This is a genomic window from Pseudoalteromonas sp. 20-MNA-CIBAN-0454, assembly GCF_040308685.1.
GTDB classification, from domain to species: domain Bacteria; phylum Pseudomonadota; class Gammaproteobacteria; order Enterobacterales; family Alteromonadaceae; genus Pseudoalteromonas; species Pseudoalteromonas nigrifaciens.
This window is the reverse complement of sequence record NZ_JBEOOB010000002.1, coordinates 88,839-104,341: the sequence shown is the minus strand read 5'-3', so window position 1 is coordinate 104,341 and position 15,503 is coordinate 88,839. Positions and strand designations below refer to the sequence as shown.

Annotated in this window: 11 protein-coding genes and 2 pseudogenes; all 13 read left to right on the top strand. The window is 41.8% G+C overall.

Going from position 1 to position 15,503, the window contains the following annotated elements; genetic code table 11:
• Positions 1-14: 14 nt before the first annotated feature.
• A pseudogene (locus AAEZ22_RS01505) lies at positions 15-931 on the top strand (ISAs1 family transposase); the annotation flags it as partial.
• Positions 932-940: 9 nt separating this feature from the next.
• Positions 941-997 (top strand): annotated as a pseudogene (locus tag AAEZ22_RS18755) (hypothetical protein); the annotation flags it as partial.
• 120 nt (positions 998-1,117) lie between these two features.
• Positions 1,118-3,157 carry an SUMF1/EgtB/PvdO family nonheme iron enzyme gene (locus tag AAEZ22_RS01500; RefSeq protein WP_182676588.1) on the top strand — a complete coding sequence of 680 codons (2,040 nt, stop codon included), beginning with the start codon at positions 1,118-1,120 and terminating at the stop codon, positions 3,155-3,157.
• A gap of 127 nt (positions 3,158-3,284) precedes the next feature.
• A complete protein-coding gene (locus tag AAEZ22_RS01495; RefSeq protein WP_011329327.1) occupies positions 3,285-4,328 on the top strand; it encodes a rod shape-determining protein in 1,044 nt (347 codons plus the stop codon).
• Complete coding sequence (gene mreC, locus AAEZ22_RS01490) at positions 4,328-5,170, top strand: rod shape-determining protein MreC (RefSeq protein WP_172459221.1); 843 nt, start codon at positions 4,328-4,330, stop codon at positions 5,168-5,170. The genes AAEZ22_RS01495 and mreC overlap by 1 nt, the downstream gene beginning before the upstream one ends.
• Complete coding sequence (gene mreD, locus AAEZ22_RS01485; protein ID WP_089368784.1) at positions 5,163-5,642, top strand: rod shape-determining protein MreD; 480 nt, start codon at positions 5,163-5,165, stop codon at positions 5,640-5,642. Before mreC ends, mreD begins: the two co-directional genes overlap by 8 nt.
• Positions 5,642-6,211: a Maf family protein gene (locus tag AAEZ22_RS01480; RefSeq protein WP_011329324.1), complete on the top strand. Its 570-nt coding sequence runs from the start codon at positions 5,642-5,644 to the stop codon at positions 6,209-6,211. The genes mreD and AAEZ22_RS01480 overlap by 1 nt, the downstream gene beginning before the upstream one ends.
• A gap of 1 nt (position 6,212) precedes the next feature.
• The gene (rng, locus tag AAEZ22_RS01475; RefSeq protein ID WP_011329323.1) at positions 6,213-7,685 is read left to right on the top strand and encodes a ribonuclease G; all 1,473 of its coding nucleotides are present in this window, start codon (positions 6,213-6,215) and stop codon (positions 7,683-7,685) included.
• Positions 7,685-11,536, top strand: coding sequence for a YhdP family protein (locus tag AAEZ22_RS01470; RefSeq protein ID WP_011329322.1), 3,852 nt, complete (start codon positions 7,685-7,687; stop codon positions 11,534-11,536). Before rng ends, AAEZ22_RS01470 begins: the two co-directional genes overlap by 1 nt.
• A gap of 38 nt (positions 11,537-11,574) precedes the next feature.
• Positions 11,575-12,402 carry a carbon-nitrogen hydrolase family protein gene (locus tag AAEZ22_RS01465; protein ID WP_192531540.1) on the top strand — a complete coding sequence of 276 codons (828 nt, stop codon included), beginning with the start codon at positions 11,575-11,577 and terminating at the stop codon, positions 12,400-12,402.
• A complete protein-coding gene (gene tldD / locus AAEZ22_RS01460; protein ID WP_352295867.1) occupies positions 12,399-13,838 on the top strand; it encodes a metalloprotease TldD in 1,440 nt (479 codons plus the stop codon). Before AAEZ22_RS01465 ends, tldD begins: the two co-directional genes overlap by 4 nt.
• Positions 13,839-14,068: 230 nt before the next feature.
• Positions 14,069-14,794: a tRNA (cytosine(32)/uridine(32)-2'-O)-methyltransferase TrmJ gene (gene trmJ / locus AAEZ22_RS01455; RefSeq protein ID WP_011329318.1), complete on the top strand. Its 726-nt coding sequence runs from the start codon at positions 14,069-14,071 to the stop codon at positions 14,792-14,794.
• A 207-nt stretch (positions 14,795-15,001) separates the two neighbouring features.
• Entirely contained in the window at positions 15,002-15,493 is a 492-nt protein-coding gene (iscR, locus tag AAEZ22_RS01450) for a Fe-S cluster assembly transcriptional regulator IscR (RefSeq protein ID WP_011329317.1), read from the top strand.
• Positions 15,494-15,503: the final 10 nt, after the last annotated feature.

The window sequence follows — 15,503 nt, the reverse complement described above, 5'->3', positions numbered from 1 at the left end:
AATACTTGAATTCGAGTCGCGTCATGTGTCGGTTAAAAGCAAATGAAATAGAAAGGGCATTTCAATCTTGGATATCATCACTGATTGAAACTACAGGTGCAGATATCATCGCTATCGATGGCAAAACCGCACGGCGTTCATTTACCACAAAAGACAGAAAAAGTGCCTTACACACGGTCAGTGCATGGAGTTGCCAACACCAGTTAGTGCTTGGGCAGACGGCTGTTGATAATAAAACAAATGAAATCACCGCAATACCAGAATTACTCACCCTGCTCGATATTGAAAACAGTATCATTACGTTAGATGCGATGGGATGCCAACAAGAAATAGCAAAACAAATCATCCAACAAAAAGCAGATTATATTCTTGCACTTAAAGGAAATCATTCAGGCAGCAAAAGGAACTAGAAGCGTGGTGGCACAAGTGCGAGCGTGAAAGGTTAACTAAGCATAATTGTGATGAACATACCGAAATAAGCTCAGGACATGGGCGTGTTGAAACACGTACATGCCAGCAGTTACTTATAGATAAAAGCTGGCTAGGCAAGGATTATCGTTGGCCTGGCTTAACGAGTATTATTAAGGTCAGGGCTGAAGTTCATGATAAGTCGGCAGGGTCGGATACCACTGAAACACGCTGGTATATAAGTTCATTAGACTTAAATGCAGCGCAAGCACTCAATGCAGTACGCAGTCACTGGCAGGTTGAAAGCATGCATTGGATGCTTGATATGAACTTCAGAGAAGATGAATCGAGAATACGCAAACTTCAAGGGCCATTAATGTTTAATGTAATGCGAAAGATAGCCATGGCGCTTTTTAAACAAGATGCATCTAAGTCAGCAAGTATGGCGAGGAAAAAGAAAATGGCAGGGCTAGACGATGATTACCGCTCAACCCTGCTAGAGTCTGGGATTAAAATGCGCTAGCCGTGACAATTTGGCCACTTTCGAGGGAATGATCGGGTTATTTACTGGCGTGAAACACGTGAATAGTTGTAAACTTAGATAATAATTGAACAAAGCTTGTGTTTTGTGCTTCAAGTACATAGCATAAGGCTTTATTTTAGAAAAATAATAACGACCAAATAATTGCCGCTTTTTGGGACTGAATATATGCGAATTACTCCTTTATCTCTGTTAATTTCAGCTAGTTTGTTGGCTAGTAGTGCATTTGCACAAGACACAGCAACAGTAACTGGAATTGAATCTGAGATTAGTACAAAACAGATCGACTATGACAAATCTACAACAATACTTGATAAACATTTAAAAGAAGAAAGCCAACTGCAAACCCAGTTGCAACTTTTGCGTTCACGTTCAACCGAGTTAGATAAAGAAAAAAACCAAGCACTCGACGCGATGAATGAAATGTACCGTCGTTTAATTGATGATCCTAGCATTGATATAACCGCTGCTCAGGCGCGTTATCAAAAAGCTGTGGCCGATCACAAGCAAAATAAAGATGATATTTCTATGCAGTTGGCGGCAATTGCATCCCACCGTAAAGACATTGAGCAAATTCGTGTGGCTAAACACACGCTTTTAAACACTTTAGAGAGCTTAAAAGAGCAGTTAACTACCGCCAGAGTAGAGCGTTTACGTAACGAATTTACCCGCGAAGGCACGTTAGAGGTTAATCACACAATTAATTGTAAGCGTACCGAAACACTTGCAGCGTGTGAGCAACGCGGACAGCAAATGGGGTTACAAAAAGCGACTAAGCGTTTTGTTGACCAAATATTTGCTAACTTAACTGAAGAGCGTTTAGTTGAACCCAAACGTAATTTGGCCGGTGCTCAGGTACAAATTTTAAGTAGTCATGTGGTAAAAAGTGCATTTAGTGGCCAAGGCAATTATAACGTTAATTTAAGCGTTACTATGCGTGGTGAAGTTAACAGTAGCCGTTTATGTAACTTATTAAGCATTGATAACCGCTACTGCTCTGAATACGGCACGCCCATGGCGGCAACATATCAGCCTACTTACAGCACAACTTTTTCAGATAGTCAGTTAACATTCAGTAAGCACGCGGATAATGGCAACGTTTCGGCGGCTCGTTTAAACGAGCAACCAGTGCGTGGTTATGCAGTAAAGCCTATGGTAACAAACAACTCGGTTATTGCTAATAACGATAAAAACCAAGCAGTAGAATTAACGCTACGCTCAAACGTATACGACGACGAAGTGTTTATTGATGGGGTTAGCTTTGGCTCAACCCGCTTAGTAACCCGCTTACCGCGAGGTGTGCACAATATTGAAGTGCGCAAGCTTGGTTATAAACCTTATCAGGTACGTGTTGATTTAAATAAAGCACAAACCGTGCATGCCAATTTAGTAAAAAAGTCAGAGTCGATTGCTGCACCGACATACACGCGTGAGCAACCAGAGCAAACAACTCGTAAAGTTAGCGACAACATTAGTGTATTAAACGCTAATGTAAAAACTTCGGTAGTTGTTATTCCGGCAGGTAAATTTAAAATGGGCGATATTAATGGCAATGGTTTAGCCAATGAGCGCCCAGTTATTGAAAAAGTAATTGCCAACTCTTTTGCTATGCAAAGCAAAGAAGTGACAGTAGGTGAGTATGAGCAGTTTGCTGCTAATACAGGCTACAAAACACAAGCTGAGCAAGGTAAAGGCTGCGCCTATTATTTAAATGGCGAACCCGTATGGGAAGCTAATTTAAATTGGCGTAATCCTGGGTTTGAGCAAACAAGTGATTTTCCGGCTGTTTGTTTAACTTATAGCGACGCTAAAGCGTATGCTGATTGGTTGTCAGGGCAAACAGGTCAACAGTTTCGTTTACCTAATGAGGTTGAGTGGGAATACGCTGCACGCGCAGGTAGTCAAACAGAATACCCTTGGGGTAACGATATTGGTAAAAATTTAGCGAATTGTGGCTGGTGTGGTAGTCAATGGTCAAACAAGAGTGCTGCACCGGTAGGATCATTTTCTCCTAATGCATTTGGTTTATACGATACCGTAGGCAATGTATGGGAATGGACTAACAAAAACTCGGGTGAGTCGGATGTTGCGGTTAGAGGTGGAGCGTGGAATTTTGCGCCTAGCCTTGCACGTGCCTCAACGCGATTAATATTAGCGCCCGACTTTAGAGCTAACTACATAGGTTTTCGCTTAGTTCGCGAACGATAAATAGGAAGCTTTGCTTCCTTTTTTAACTAAATTACAAAGGCAGCTGTGCTTAATATCGCTCATTATATTAGCGTATTAAAGTGAAAGCAGCTTAAATAAGAACGTATTTCAAAGGTCATCCAGCCTCATGTTTAAAAAACTCCGTGGTATTTTTTCAAACGATCTATCGATCGACTTGGGTACAGCCAATACCCTCATTTATGTAAAAGAAGAAGGCATAGTACTTAACGAACCATCAGTGGTTGCTATTCGTCAAGAGCGTGCTGGTGGGCCTAAAAGCGTTGCTTCAGTAGGTACTGAAGCAAAGCAGATGTTAGGCCGTACGCCTGGTAACATTAAAGCTATTCGACCAATGAAAGACGGCGTAATTGCCGATTTTTATGTTACCGAAAAAATGTTACAGCATTTTATTAAGCAAGTGCATAACAATAACTTTATGCGTCCAAGTCCACGTGTACTTATATGTGTGCCTTGTGGTGCAACCCAAGTAGAAAAACGTGCAATACGTGAATCTGCAATGGGAGCGGGTGCTCGCGAAGTGTATTTAATTGAAGAGCCAATGGCTGCGGCAATTGGTGCAGGTTTACCGGTATCAGAAGCCACAGGTTCTATGGTTGTTGATATTGGTGGCGGTACTACCGAAGTGGCTATTATTTCGTTAAACGGCGTAGTTTACTCCTCGTCGGTACGTATTGGTGGCGATAAGTTTGACGAGGCAATTATTAATTATGTGCGTCGTAACTTTGGTAGCCTGATAGGCGAAGCTACTGCTGAAAATATTAAGCATCAAATTGGTTCTGCTTTTAAAACCGATGAACCAATCGAAATTGAAGTGCGTGGCCGTAATTTAGCCGAAGGCGTACCGCGCTCATTTATATTAAACTCGCACGAAATTCTTGAAGCGCTACAAGAGCCATTAATGGGAATTGTTAGTGCTGTAATGGTTGCCCTTGAGCAATCACCGCCAGAGCTAGCGTCAGATATTTCAGCGCACGGTATGGTGTTAACCGGTGGTGGTGCATTACTAAAAGATTTAGATCGTTTATTAATGGAAGAGACTGGTATTCCGGTTGTGGTTGCTGATGATCCGCTTACATGTGTTGCCCGTGGTGGTGGTAAAGCGCTTGAAATGATAGACGTGCACGGCGGTGATGTATTTAGTTACGACTAATGAAATCAATGTTTGCACAAACCGTCTCCTTGCAACTGCGACTCTTTGTCGCAGTGCTTTTGAGTGTCATACTGATTATTGGCGATAAGTACACCGAAGGTGGAACAAACGTTCGTACTAGTTTAAATACACTGGTTAGCCCATTAATTTATGTGGCTAATTTACCCTACGAAGTATTTAGCTTTGGTGCAAAAAGCTTACATACCCGCGATCAATTACTTACCGAAAATGAAGCGCTGAAAAAAAAGCAAATGCTGCAAAGCGAGCAGCTACAGCAATACCAGTTTTTGAGCAGAGAGAATCAAAAATTGCGCGCCTTATTAGGCTCATCGGCTAAACCGTCAAATCGTAAAATTATTGCGCAAGTACTGTCAGTTCATTCAAACCCGTATAGTCATCAAGTTGTTATAAACCGAGGAACCACCAATGGACTTAGCGAAAGCCAAGCCGTAATTGATGATATGGGTGTAGTAGGGCAGCTTACCAAAGTAGGCTCAACCACCTCACGCGTGTTATTAATGACCGACACTACCCACGCTACGCCGGTACGTATTTTACGTAACGATGTGCGTACAGTGGTTGAAGGCATAGGTAAAATTAATGTTGTTAAGCTCTCTCATGTACCGCATAGCCTAGATGTACGTATTGGCGATGTATTAGTGACCTCAGGTCTTGGAGGCATCTTTCCGGAGGGCTACCCAGTTGCCGTAGTTACTGAAATAAATCGCGATGAAGGCCAGCCGTTTGCACAAGTTTATGCAGAACCCATAGCGCAGCTAGATCGTATTAGATTATTAGTAGTGCTGTGGCGAAATCAACAGGAGCAGGTTAGCGATGATTAATCGTTATTCGTTGTTAATTGCACTGAGCATTTTTTTTGCGTTAGTAATGGCTTTGATGCCGTTACCGTTTTCGTTTGAACCCTTTCGTCCTGACTGGGTGCTATTGGTATTAATGTATTGGTCACTTGCTGTGCCACATCGTTTAAATATAGGAACCGCATGGATTGTAGGCTTATTAATAGATTTAGCTTCTGGTTCGCCGCTAGGGGTTAATTCACTTACTTATTCAATCTGTATTTTTGTTACCGCCAGTAATTTTCAAAAAATCCGTAACTTTTCGCTATGGCAACAAAGCTTATTAATTGGCTTATTTTTAACTCTCTATCACTTAATGCAGTTTTGGCTAAATCACTTTTTATTGGGTGTGTACTTTAGCCCGCAATACTTATGGCCTGTGCTTACAGGTATGTTGAGTTGGGTATGGGTGTTTTTATTACTGCGTAAATACCGTAGACATTTTAGGATCAGATAATGACCAACGCCGTATATTTGGCATCTGCCTCGCCTCGCCGTAAAGAGCTTTTAACGCAACTAGGAATCGAATTTACACAGTTTAGTGTTGATGCCGACGAGAGCCAACTCCCCAATGAACTACCTTATGATTATGTAGAGCGCTTAGCGCGTTTAAAGGCGCAGTCGGGTGTAGCACTTGGTTATACCGATCGCCCAGTGCTAGGCAGCGATACCGTAGTGGTTATTGACAATCAATCGCTAGGTAAGCCTTGTGATGAAAATGACTTTACCCATACATTAAAGCGCTTGTCGGGCAATACTCACCAGGTATTAACCGCGGTTGCTTTTGCAACAACAGATAAGGTGCTTAGCTGCGTAGTAAGTACTAATGTTACTTTTAAAACCCTCAGCGATGATGAAATACATACCTACTGGCAAAGTGGCGAGCCACAAGATAAAGCAGGAGGATATGGCATTCAAGGCTTAGGCGGTCGATTTGTTACTCATATTTCGGGTAGCTATTTTGCTGTAGTAGGCTTACCTTTATACGAGACCGAACAATTATTACAAACATTCTTAAGAGGCTAGCATGAGTATAGAATTACTAATTAATGTCACGCCAAGTGAAAGCCGTGTTGCCCTAATAGAAAACGGTGTTCTACAAGAAATACAATTAGAGCGAATTGGCAATTTAGGGATTGTTGGTAATATTTACTTAGGAAAAATTAGCCGTGTTTTACCCGGCATGCAAGCCGCCTTTGTTGATATAGGCCTTGAAAAAGCTGCATTCTTACACGCCTCAGATATTGTAAATAGCGCCTCTATTGTTGAAGGTGTTGACGATACCCCGATAAAAAAAGTACAAGATATTCGTGAGTTAGTTCGCCAAGGGCAATATATTATGGTGCAAGTGGTAAAGGATCCACTGGGCACTAAAGGCGCGCGTTTAACTACCGACATTACCATACCTTCTCGCTATTTAGTGTTTATGCCCGACGCCACCCACGTTGGCGTAAGCCAGCGTATAGAAACAGAAGAAGAGCGTGGCAGATTAAAGAAAATCGTTGCTGAATACAGCGATGAAAACGGCAGCTTTATTGTGCGAACCGCCGCAGAAGGCGCAAGCGAAGCCGAATTAAGGCACGATGCTGCATTTTTACAAAAATTGTGGCAAAAAGTGGTGTCACGCCGTAAAAAAACCAGTAAAGCCAGTATCTTACATGAAGACTTAACCCTTGCTTTTAGAACGCTACGTGACTATGTGGGCGAAGACATGGAACGCATTAGGGTTGACTCTAAACTAACCTACCAAGAGCTTAAATTATTTACCGAAGAGTTTGTGCCAATTTTGTCGCAAGTGCTTGAATATTATCCGGGTGAGCGCCCCATTTTTGATTTGTTTGATGTTGAAAACGAAATACAAAAAGCGCTGCATCGTAAAGTAACCCTTAAATCGGGTGGCTATTTAATTATCGATCAAACCGAAGCGATGACCACGGTTGATGTTAATACTGGTGCATTTGTTGGTCATCGTAATTTAGAAGAAACCATTTTTAATACCAATGTTGAAGCAACTTCTGCTATTGCGCGCCAGCTTAGGCTGCGTAATTTAGGCGGTATTATTATTATCGATTTTATCGATATGGTAAGTGAAGATCATAAACGCCGCGTAATGCATTCGCTCGAATCGGCGTTAGCAAAAGATCGTGCTAAAGCTAATATTAATGGCTTGTCGGCATTAGGTTTAGTAGAAATGACCCGTAAGCGCACCCGCGAAAGCTTAGAACATATATTATGTGATGTTTGTCCTGCGTGTTCTGGTCGTGGTTCACAAAAAACAGTAGAAACAGTGTGCTACGAATTACTGCGCGAAATAGTGAGGGTTAATCGTGCTTACGATGCAGATAAGTTTGTGGTTTATGCCGCGCCAGCGGTATGTGAAGCATTACTTAACGATGAATATCATAACTTAGCCGAGTTAGAACTATTTATTGGCAAGCAGGTCAATATTCAAGTTGAGAGTTTATACAGCCAAGAGCAGTTTGATGTGGTAATGATGTAATGAAAGCAAAAGCGGTCTGTTTTTTTTGTTTTAGAAAGTTATGGCAAACGTGTGCCATAATTTTAGTGTTACTGGCCGTGACTGTTTCTATTTTAAAATATACCCTACCTTATGCAAACGACTATAAAGATAATATAGAGAACTACCTACATACCAAGTTTGATATTAGTTTATCAATCGGCTCTATTTCAGCAAGTTGGCAAGGTAGCGGGCCTGCTTTAGTGCTCGAAAATCTATCATTTAAAGACAACCAAACTGCACCTATTGCACTCACTATAGCTAAAACCAGCTTAGAGCTTAACTTGTGGGAAAGCTTAAAAACGCTGCAATTAAAGTCAAACTACTTTGTAATAAATGGCTTTCATACCAGTATTAAAGTAGCTAATTTATTTGCCAAAAATGAAGGCGAAGTGTCGTTTGAACAAAAAGAGTTAATAGAAGAGCTATTTTTGGGTGACACAGGCCACTTCGCAATAGAAAACTCCAGCATTAACTTTATTTTAGAAGACGGTACTGAGCGCAAGTTACTGTTAGAGAATATTGTTTGGCAAAATCAAAATAAGCAACATTTAGGTAGCGGTAGCTTAGCATTACCGGGTATTTCGGTGGGAAGTTTTGATGCGCGAATTGCACTCAAAGGCGATACTATTGAAAAAATGGCAGGCGACATGTATGTGCAAGCTAATGAGGTAGATGTATCTAACTGGTTAGCGCAATATATTAATACCGAAAAACAGCAACTGCACAGCAACATAAACTTACAAGCTTGGTTAGAGCTTAATCAAGGTTTAGTGAGTGATGTTAAAGTACAGTGGTTACCTAGTTTTGCACGTTGGGAGTTGGCTGGAGAAAAACAACAGCTGAGCCTAAGCGAAGGGGGATTTCATTTATTTCCTGAACAAAAAAGCTGGCGGTTGAAAAGCACGGGGTTAGCGTTTAATAGTAATGATAAAAGCTGGCCGAGTTTAGAGTTTGAGGCACTGCTGGGTAAGCAAAATAAAATTTGGTTACAGCAAGTTGATATAGCGCTACTTAGCGATTTAGCCGAGCTGACTAACTTTAATAACCTAACGCCATTTTTACAGCGCCAACCTAGTGGGCAAATAAAGCAAGCTTACTTAGACTATACCCATAGTGAGCAATGGCAGCTGTGGTTTGAAGCCGATAATATTGGCTGGCAAGAGCAGCACGCAATACCTGCCGCACAAGAACTGCGAGTTAGTGCTCTGGTTAATCAGCAATACGGGCGAATTACCCTGTTTGGTGAAAATAACAGCCTAATTACCGGTGATAGTTTTAGCAAAAATATAGATTATGAGCAATTAAATATAGAGCTCAATTTAGCCAAGCGCAGTAATGCTTGGCACATTAGTAGTGACAATATTTGGTTTAATAATGATGAAGTAACCTTTGCTGCAGAAATGCAGCTTAGCTTAGGCGACGAACCGCGTTTAGATTTATACGCCGAAGCATTTGCACCCGACGCGAGTATTGCTGGGCATTATTTTCCTTTAAAAGCGATGAGCCCTGAATTAGTTAGCTATTTAAATGGCGCTATAAAAGGCGGTGAAGTGTCAAAAGCACAAGTGCTTTTTGCAGGCCCGCTAACAGGCTTTCCATTTAGTGACGGCTCTGGGCAGTTTGATGTGTTAGCACAAATAGATAACGCCACTTATCAGTTTGATCCCGACTGGCCTGCAGTTACTAACGCCAGCGCCCAGTTACATTTTGCCAACGAGCGCATGGATATTTATAGCCAGCAAGGCAAGTTAGTAAATTTAGCTGTGGGCAGTAGTGTACGCGTTAGCATTAGCGATTTAATGCATGCCGATGAGCTAGTAGTTAAAATAGATAAGCAAGCTGAGCTTGAAAAAATGCACGACTTTTTTGCGGCCACGCCACTTGCCAGCCCGCTTGCTGAAATTTTTAAAATTGTGCAAGGTAAAGGCGAAGCTAGTGCAGGTATAGAGCTGTTAATTGGTTCTAAATTTGCTAATGGTGCAAGTGTGAGCGGCAAAGTAAATTTAATAGACTTACCTGTTTATATTGCGACTCCAGGCATTGAACTGGATAACTTAAACGGCGAGCTGCATTTTAAAAACAATGAAATAACCCTCACTAATGCCACTGCAACATGGTTGGGCATGCCACTCAATATTAACTATGACAGCAAAAGTATTGAGCAAGATTATCGCGCCAATATAAACATAAAAGCACAGCTAGATGCCGAGACTCTTATTGCGAGCGGCCAAGGGTTATTAAAAAACTACCTTAGCGGGAAAAGTGCAGCAGATATTGGTTTAGTGCTTAACTTTACCGAACAAGGGTTTGATTATCGTGCGCAAGTAACCTCGTCATTAATTGGTTTAAGCAGTACTTTACCGGGTGACTATGCTAAAAGCAGCGAGCAACCATGGCCACTCAATGCAGTTATTCAAGGCGATAATATATCTAACTTAATTACCGCTAATATAAAGCAGTTATTTTATTTTAACGCCATTTTAGATAACGCCAACACCCACTTTAACAATGCTCATTTTGTTATCGGTAAAAATGATTTAGGGCTTAATAAAAAAGATTTAGCGGTTAGTATTAATTTACCACAAACCGATTTTCTTCCGTGGCTAGAGTTAATTGAGCAAATTATAAATGTATCTAAGCAAGGCTCAGAGCAAGCATCAGCTAGTGTTATGCCACCACTGCATGAAGTACTTGCTAATATAGAAAAACTTAATATTAGTGACGTGCAATTTAATGACTTTGAAATGCGCTTAGCACCTACCCAAAACGATTTATACCTAAAGTTAAATGCTAAAGAGTTGCGTGCAGGGGTGCTAATTCCTATCTCGCAAGCCAGCCAGCCGATTCGAATTAATAGCGATTATTTAAGGGTTAACTTTATTGAACCTGCAAACGTTAAGCCAGTTGCAAGCACAGAAACAGCCGATGACGTAAGCTGGCTTACTCAGCTACCCGCAATAGAATTTGAATGTGGCGACTGTAAGGTGAGTCAGTATCAGTTAGGTAAAGTAAGCGCGTCTTTATTGGGGGATGGTAAGCGGCTTGTTATTTCTGAGTTAGTGGTTGATAAGAACGATCATATTTTACGCACCCATGGGCAGTGGCAAAATGGCCAAACGCAACTCAGCGGTGAGCTTAAAAGTGAGGATATAGGCGCATTATTTAATGAGTTTGACTTAACCACTGCAATTAAAGATTCAAACGCAACCATTAACTATAATCTTGCATGGCAAGCAGCCCCGTATAACCTTGATGTAGCAAGTCTGTCGGGCAATATTGATTGGCGTTTAGGCGAAGGACATTTAACCGAGGTTAGTGATGGTGGCGCGCGGGTGTTCTCGTTACTGAGCCTAGATTCACTAGTGCGTAAATTAAAACTCGATTTTAGAGATGTGTTTTCCAAAGGCTTTTTTTATAACAGCATGCAAGGCACAATGCAGCTTGATAAAGGCATTGCCTACACTCAAGATACTAAAATGGATGGCGTACCAGCCGACTTAACCATTAAAGGTTATGCTAATTTAAATACCCTAGAAATAGACTACGACCTAGCGGTTGCGCCGCAAGTAACCTCCAGCATACCTATAATAGTAGCTTGGATGGTTAACCCCGTTACCGGCCTTGCTGCGCTTGCTATAGATAAAGTGATTCACTCGGCGCGCGTTATTTCCGAAATAAACTTTAAAGTAACCGGTAAAATGAATGACCCGCAAGTACAAGAACTTGACCGTAAAAGTCGTGAAGTAACGCTACCACAAGCGGCGCAAAATCAGCCTCAAGCAGCAACAAAGCTTAAACTAAAAGACGCTGAGGTGAGCGTTACCCAATGAAAAATAGTCAATGAGAAATAGCCAATGAGTGCTACCTTATGAGTGAAGCAATTCCGACAATTATTGCTCTGCAAATGTGCTCAGGGGTTGATCCTGAGCAAAACATACAAACGCTAGTTAATCAGTTACAACAATTACCCACTACAAGGCCACTATTAGTGTGCTTGCCTGAAGCCTTTTTAGTGTTTAGTAAATCGGGTAACGATACCTTAAAAGTGGCTAAGCATGCAGAGCGTTATAAGCAGCAGTTAAGCGAGCTGTGCCAATTGCATAATATTTGGTTAAGCGCTGGTACTATGCCAGAACCTTATAACGACAATAAATATTACGCCGCGTCGCACTTATTTAATGCCCAAGGTGAGCTCGTTGCCAGCTACAATAAAATGCATTTATTTGATGTAACAGTTGACGATTCAACAGCCAGCTATCGAGAATCAGACTTTACTCAAGCAGGAAATGAAGTTGTTGTTGTCGACTCTCCCTTTGGTAAAATAGGCTTAACAGTATGTTATGATCTGCGTTTTAGTACTTTATATACTCAACTTGTACGCCAAGGTGCAGAAGTTATATTAGTCCCTAGCGCCTTTACGGTAGTGACCGGACAAGCCCATTGGCAACCTTTATTGGCGGCTCGTGCAATAGAAACACAATGTTATGTGATTGCTGCAGCGCAATATGGAGCACATGAAAATGGCCGCCAAACCTATGGCCACAGTATAGTTCTGTCTCCTTGGGGAGATACATTAAGTGAGTTGCCCACGGGCACAGGCTTTATAAGCGCCACGTTAGATTTAAAGCAATTACACAAAATTCGACGAGATATGCCAGTGCAATCTCATCAACGATTTAGAGAGCATTTATTATGAATACGGTTGAACAGCATTTATTACACGACAGCCAGCTAAATCGAGAAGAACTCGAAAAAACGCTCGCCTACATTCATCAACATAAGGTGGATTACGCTGATTTATACTTTCAATCAAGTCACCATGAATCATGGGTACTTGAAGACGGCTTAATAAAAGAAGGTTCATACAATGTTGAACGAGGCGTAGGTGTACGCGCAGTAAGCGGCGAAAAAACCGGTTTTTCGTACTCAGATGCAATCACCCTTGAAGCACTTAATAAAGCCGCAACTGCAGCGCGTAGTATTGCCGAGGCCGGTGAAAATAAATCAATTCAAGTATTTAGCGATGTAACTGCAAAGCAGCAGTTTGCCCCGCATCAGCCAATTTCAAGTATGAGCGATACCGATAAAGTAAATTTGTTACGAGAGCTTGAAAACTATATTCGTGAACTAGCACCCGACGCAGAGCAAGTAATAAGTTCAATGTCGGCCGTGTACGAAGAAGTACTTATTGCCGCTAGCGACGGTACTTTTGCCACCGATATTCGCCCACTTATTCGTTTAAATTGTTCAGTACTACTTGAAAAAAATGGTCGTCGTGAACGCGGTGGAGCCGGTGGTGGTGCGCGTTTAGATTATGGTTATTTTAAAGAGTTAGTAGAGGGTAAACCACGTTGGATGGAGTTTGCAGAAGAGGCAGTACGCCAAGCAAAGGTGAACCTAGAAGCCATTGATGCACCAGCCGGAACCATGGAAGTGGTGCTAGGAAATGGCTGGCCAGGTGTATTATTACACGAAGCCGTAGGCCACGGCCTAGAGGGCGACTTTAACCGTAAAGGCGCCTCGGCGTTTAGCGGAAAAGTAGGGCAAAAAGTAGCGTCTGAGCTATGTACTGTGGTTGATGATGGCACTATGGCTGATCGTCGTGGCTCACTTAACGTAGACGACGAAGGCACACCTGCGGCCTATAACGTACTTATCGAAAACGGTATTTTAAAAGGCTACATGCAAGATAAAATGAACGCGCGCCTAATGGGCGTTAGCCCAACGGGTAACGCACGCCGTGAATCGTACGCACATTTACCTATGCCACGCATGACCAATACTTACATGTTAGGCGGTGAGCACAGCCAAGCAGATATTATCAGTAGTGTTAAAAAAGGCGTGTTTGCGCCTAATTTTGGTGGCGGACAAGTTGATATAACGTCAGGTAAATTTGTATTTAGCGCATCAGAAGCCTATTTAATCGAAAACGGTAAAATTACCCAACCAATTAAAGGCGCAACCTTAATAGGTAACGGCCCAGAAGTAATGCAGCAAATATCTATGGTAGGTAACGACCTTGCGCTTGATAAAGGCGTTGGCGTGTGCGGTAAAGACGGCCAAAGCGTCCCTGTTGGGGTGGGTCAACCTAGTTTGAAAATAGACAAGTTAACAGTAGGCGGAACAGCTTAATTACTGCTATTTGATTTAATAAAAGATAAAAGCAGCGCAGTGTTTGGACATAAGTAAAGGGTGTTGGCTTGCGATCACTAAGTGTGTGCTTTAAATAAGCTGGTATATAAACCTAAACATGGTTTGTCTTTTGAGCTGAACCCTATTCACGGCTGCGCTTATCGTAGCCGTGTTTTTAATTACATGGTAGAATTTGCGCAATTTTTTGCAGCAAACAAAGTAGCACAGCAATGATCTTAGATGATATTCGCGTTGTTTTAGTTAACACATCACACTCAGGTAATATTGGCTCGGCGGCTCGCGCCATGAAAACCATGGGCTTATCAAAGCTTTATTTAGTCGACCCAGCGTGTGAAATCGACAGCCATGCCAGTGCATTAGCCGCTGGAGCAAGTGATGTTTTAGGTAATGCTGTGATTGTTGATACTGTTGCTGATGCAATTGCCGATTGCGCGTTAACTATTGGCACGAGTGCGCGCTCTCGCACACTATCTTGGCCTATGGTTGAACCACGTGAATGTGGTGAAAAGCTAGTAAGCGAAGCAGTTAATGGCCCGGTTGCTTTGGTGTTTGGTCGTGAAAATAGCGGCTTGAGCAACGATGAATTACAGCTTTGCAATTATCATGTATGTATTCCGGCAAATCCAGAGTACAGCTCGCTTAATTTAGCTATGGCAGTGCAAACATTATGCTACGAAACGCGAATGGCGTTTTTAAATCAGCAACCTAAAATAGCCGAAGAAGATGACACCGTTTACCCTAGCTCAAAACAAACTGAGTTATTTTACGGGCATCTTGAAGAGACACTGTTTAATACTGGGTTTATCATTAAGCAGCACCCAGGCATGGTTATGACCAAGTTACGTCGTATGTTTAATCGTGCTCGCCCTGAAGATGCTGAAATGAACATTTTACGTGGAATTTTAACCTCTATAAATAAGTCGATACCTAAATAATAATGGTTATAGCAATTAGTTATAACAAGCTACGATTAAATAACGCGCTAATACTTGACTAAATTACTCAGGTAATTACAATAGGACGTAATACTTGAGTAAAACACTCAGGTATTACGTGTTTAGCTAAGAACTGGTTTTAAGTTTTAATACTTGACTAATTTACTCTGGTAATTAAAATTTGCACTCTTTTGTGCGGAGGGCGTTATGAAGTTAACATCAAAAGGCAGGTATGCCGTTACAGCTATGCTGGATGTTGCACTGCACACAGGTGTAGGTCCTGTTGCCCTTGCTGATATTTCACAGCGACAAGAAATTTCTTTGTCTTACCTTGAACAGTTGTTTGCCCGTTTACGTAAAAACGGTTTGGTAAGCTCTGTTCGCGGCCCTGGCGGTGGTTATTTATTGGGGCGTAAAGCGGACGCTATTTCTGTTGGTGATGTGATAAATGCAGTAGATGAGTCAGTTGATGCAACACGTTGCCAAAAAAGTGATATAGGTTGCCAAAGTGGTATGCGCTGTTTAACTCACAATTTGTGGTCAGAATTAAGCGCACGAATAGAAGAATTTTTAGATAATATTACCCTTGCTGAATTGGTAGAGAAATCTGATGTGAAAGAAATCGCATTACGCCAAGATAACAGTGTTAATGATGCAATTAAGCAGTTGGAAAATATTCAAGTAAGCTGTCAACTTTAAGGTTGACCTG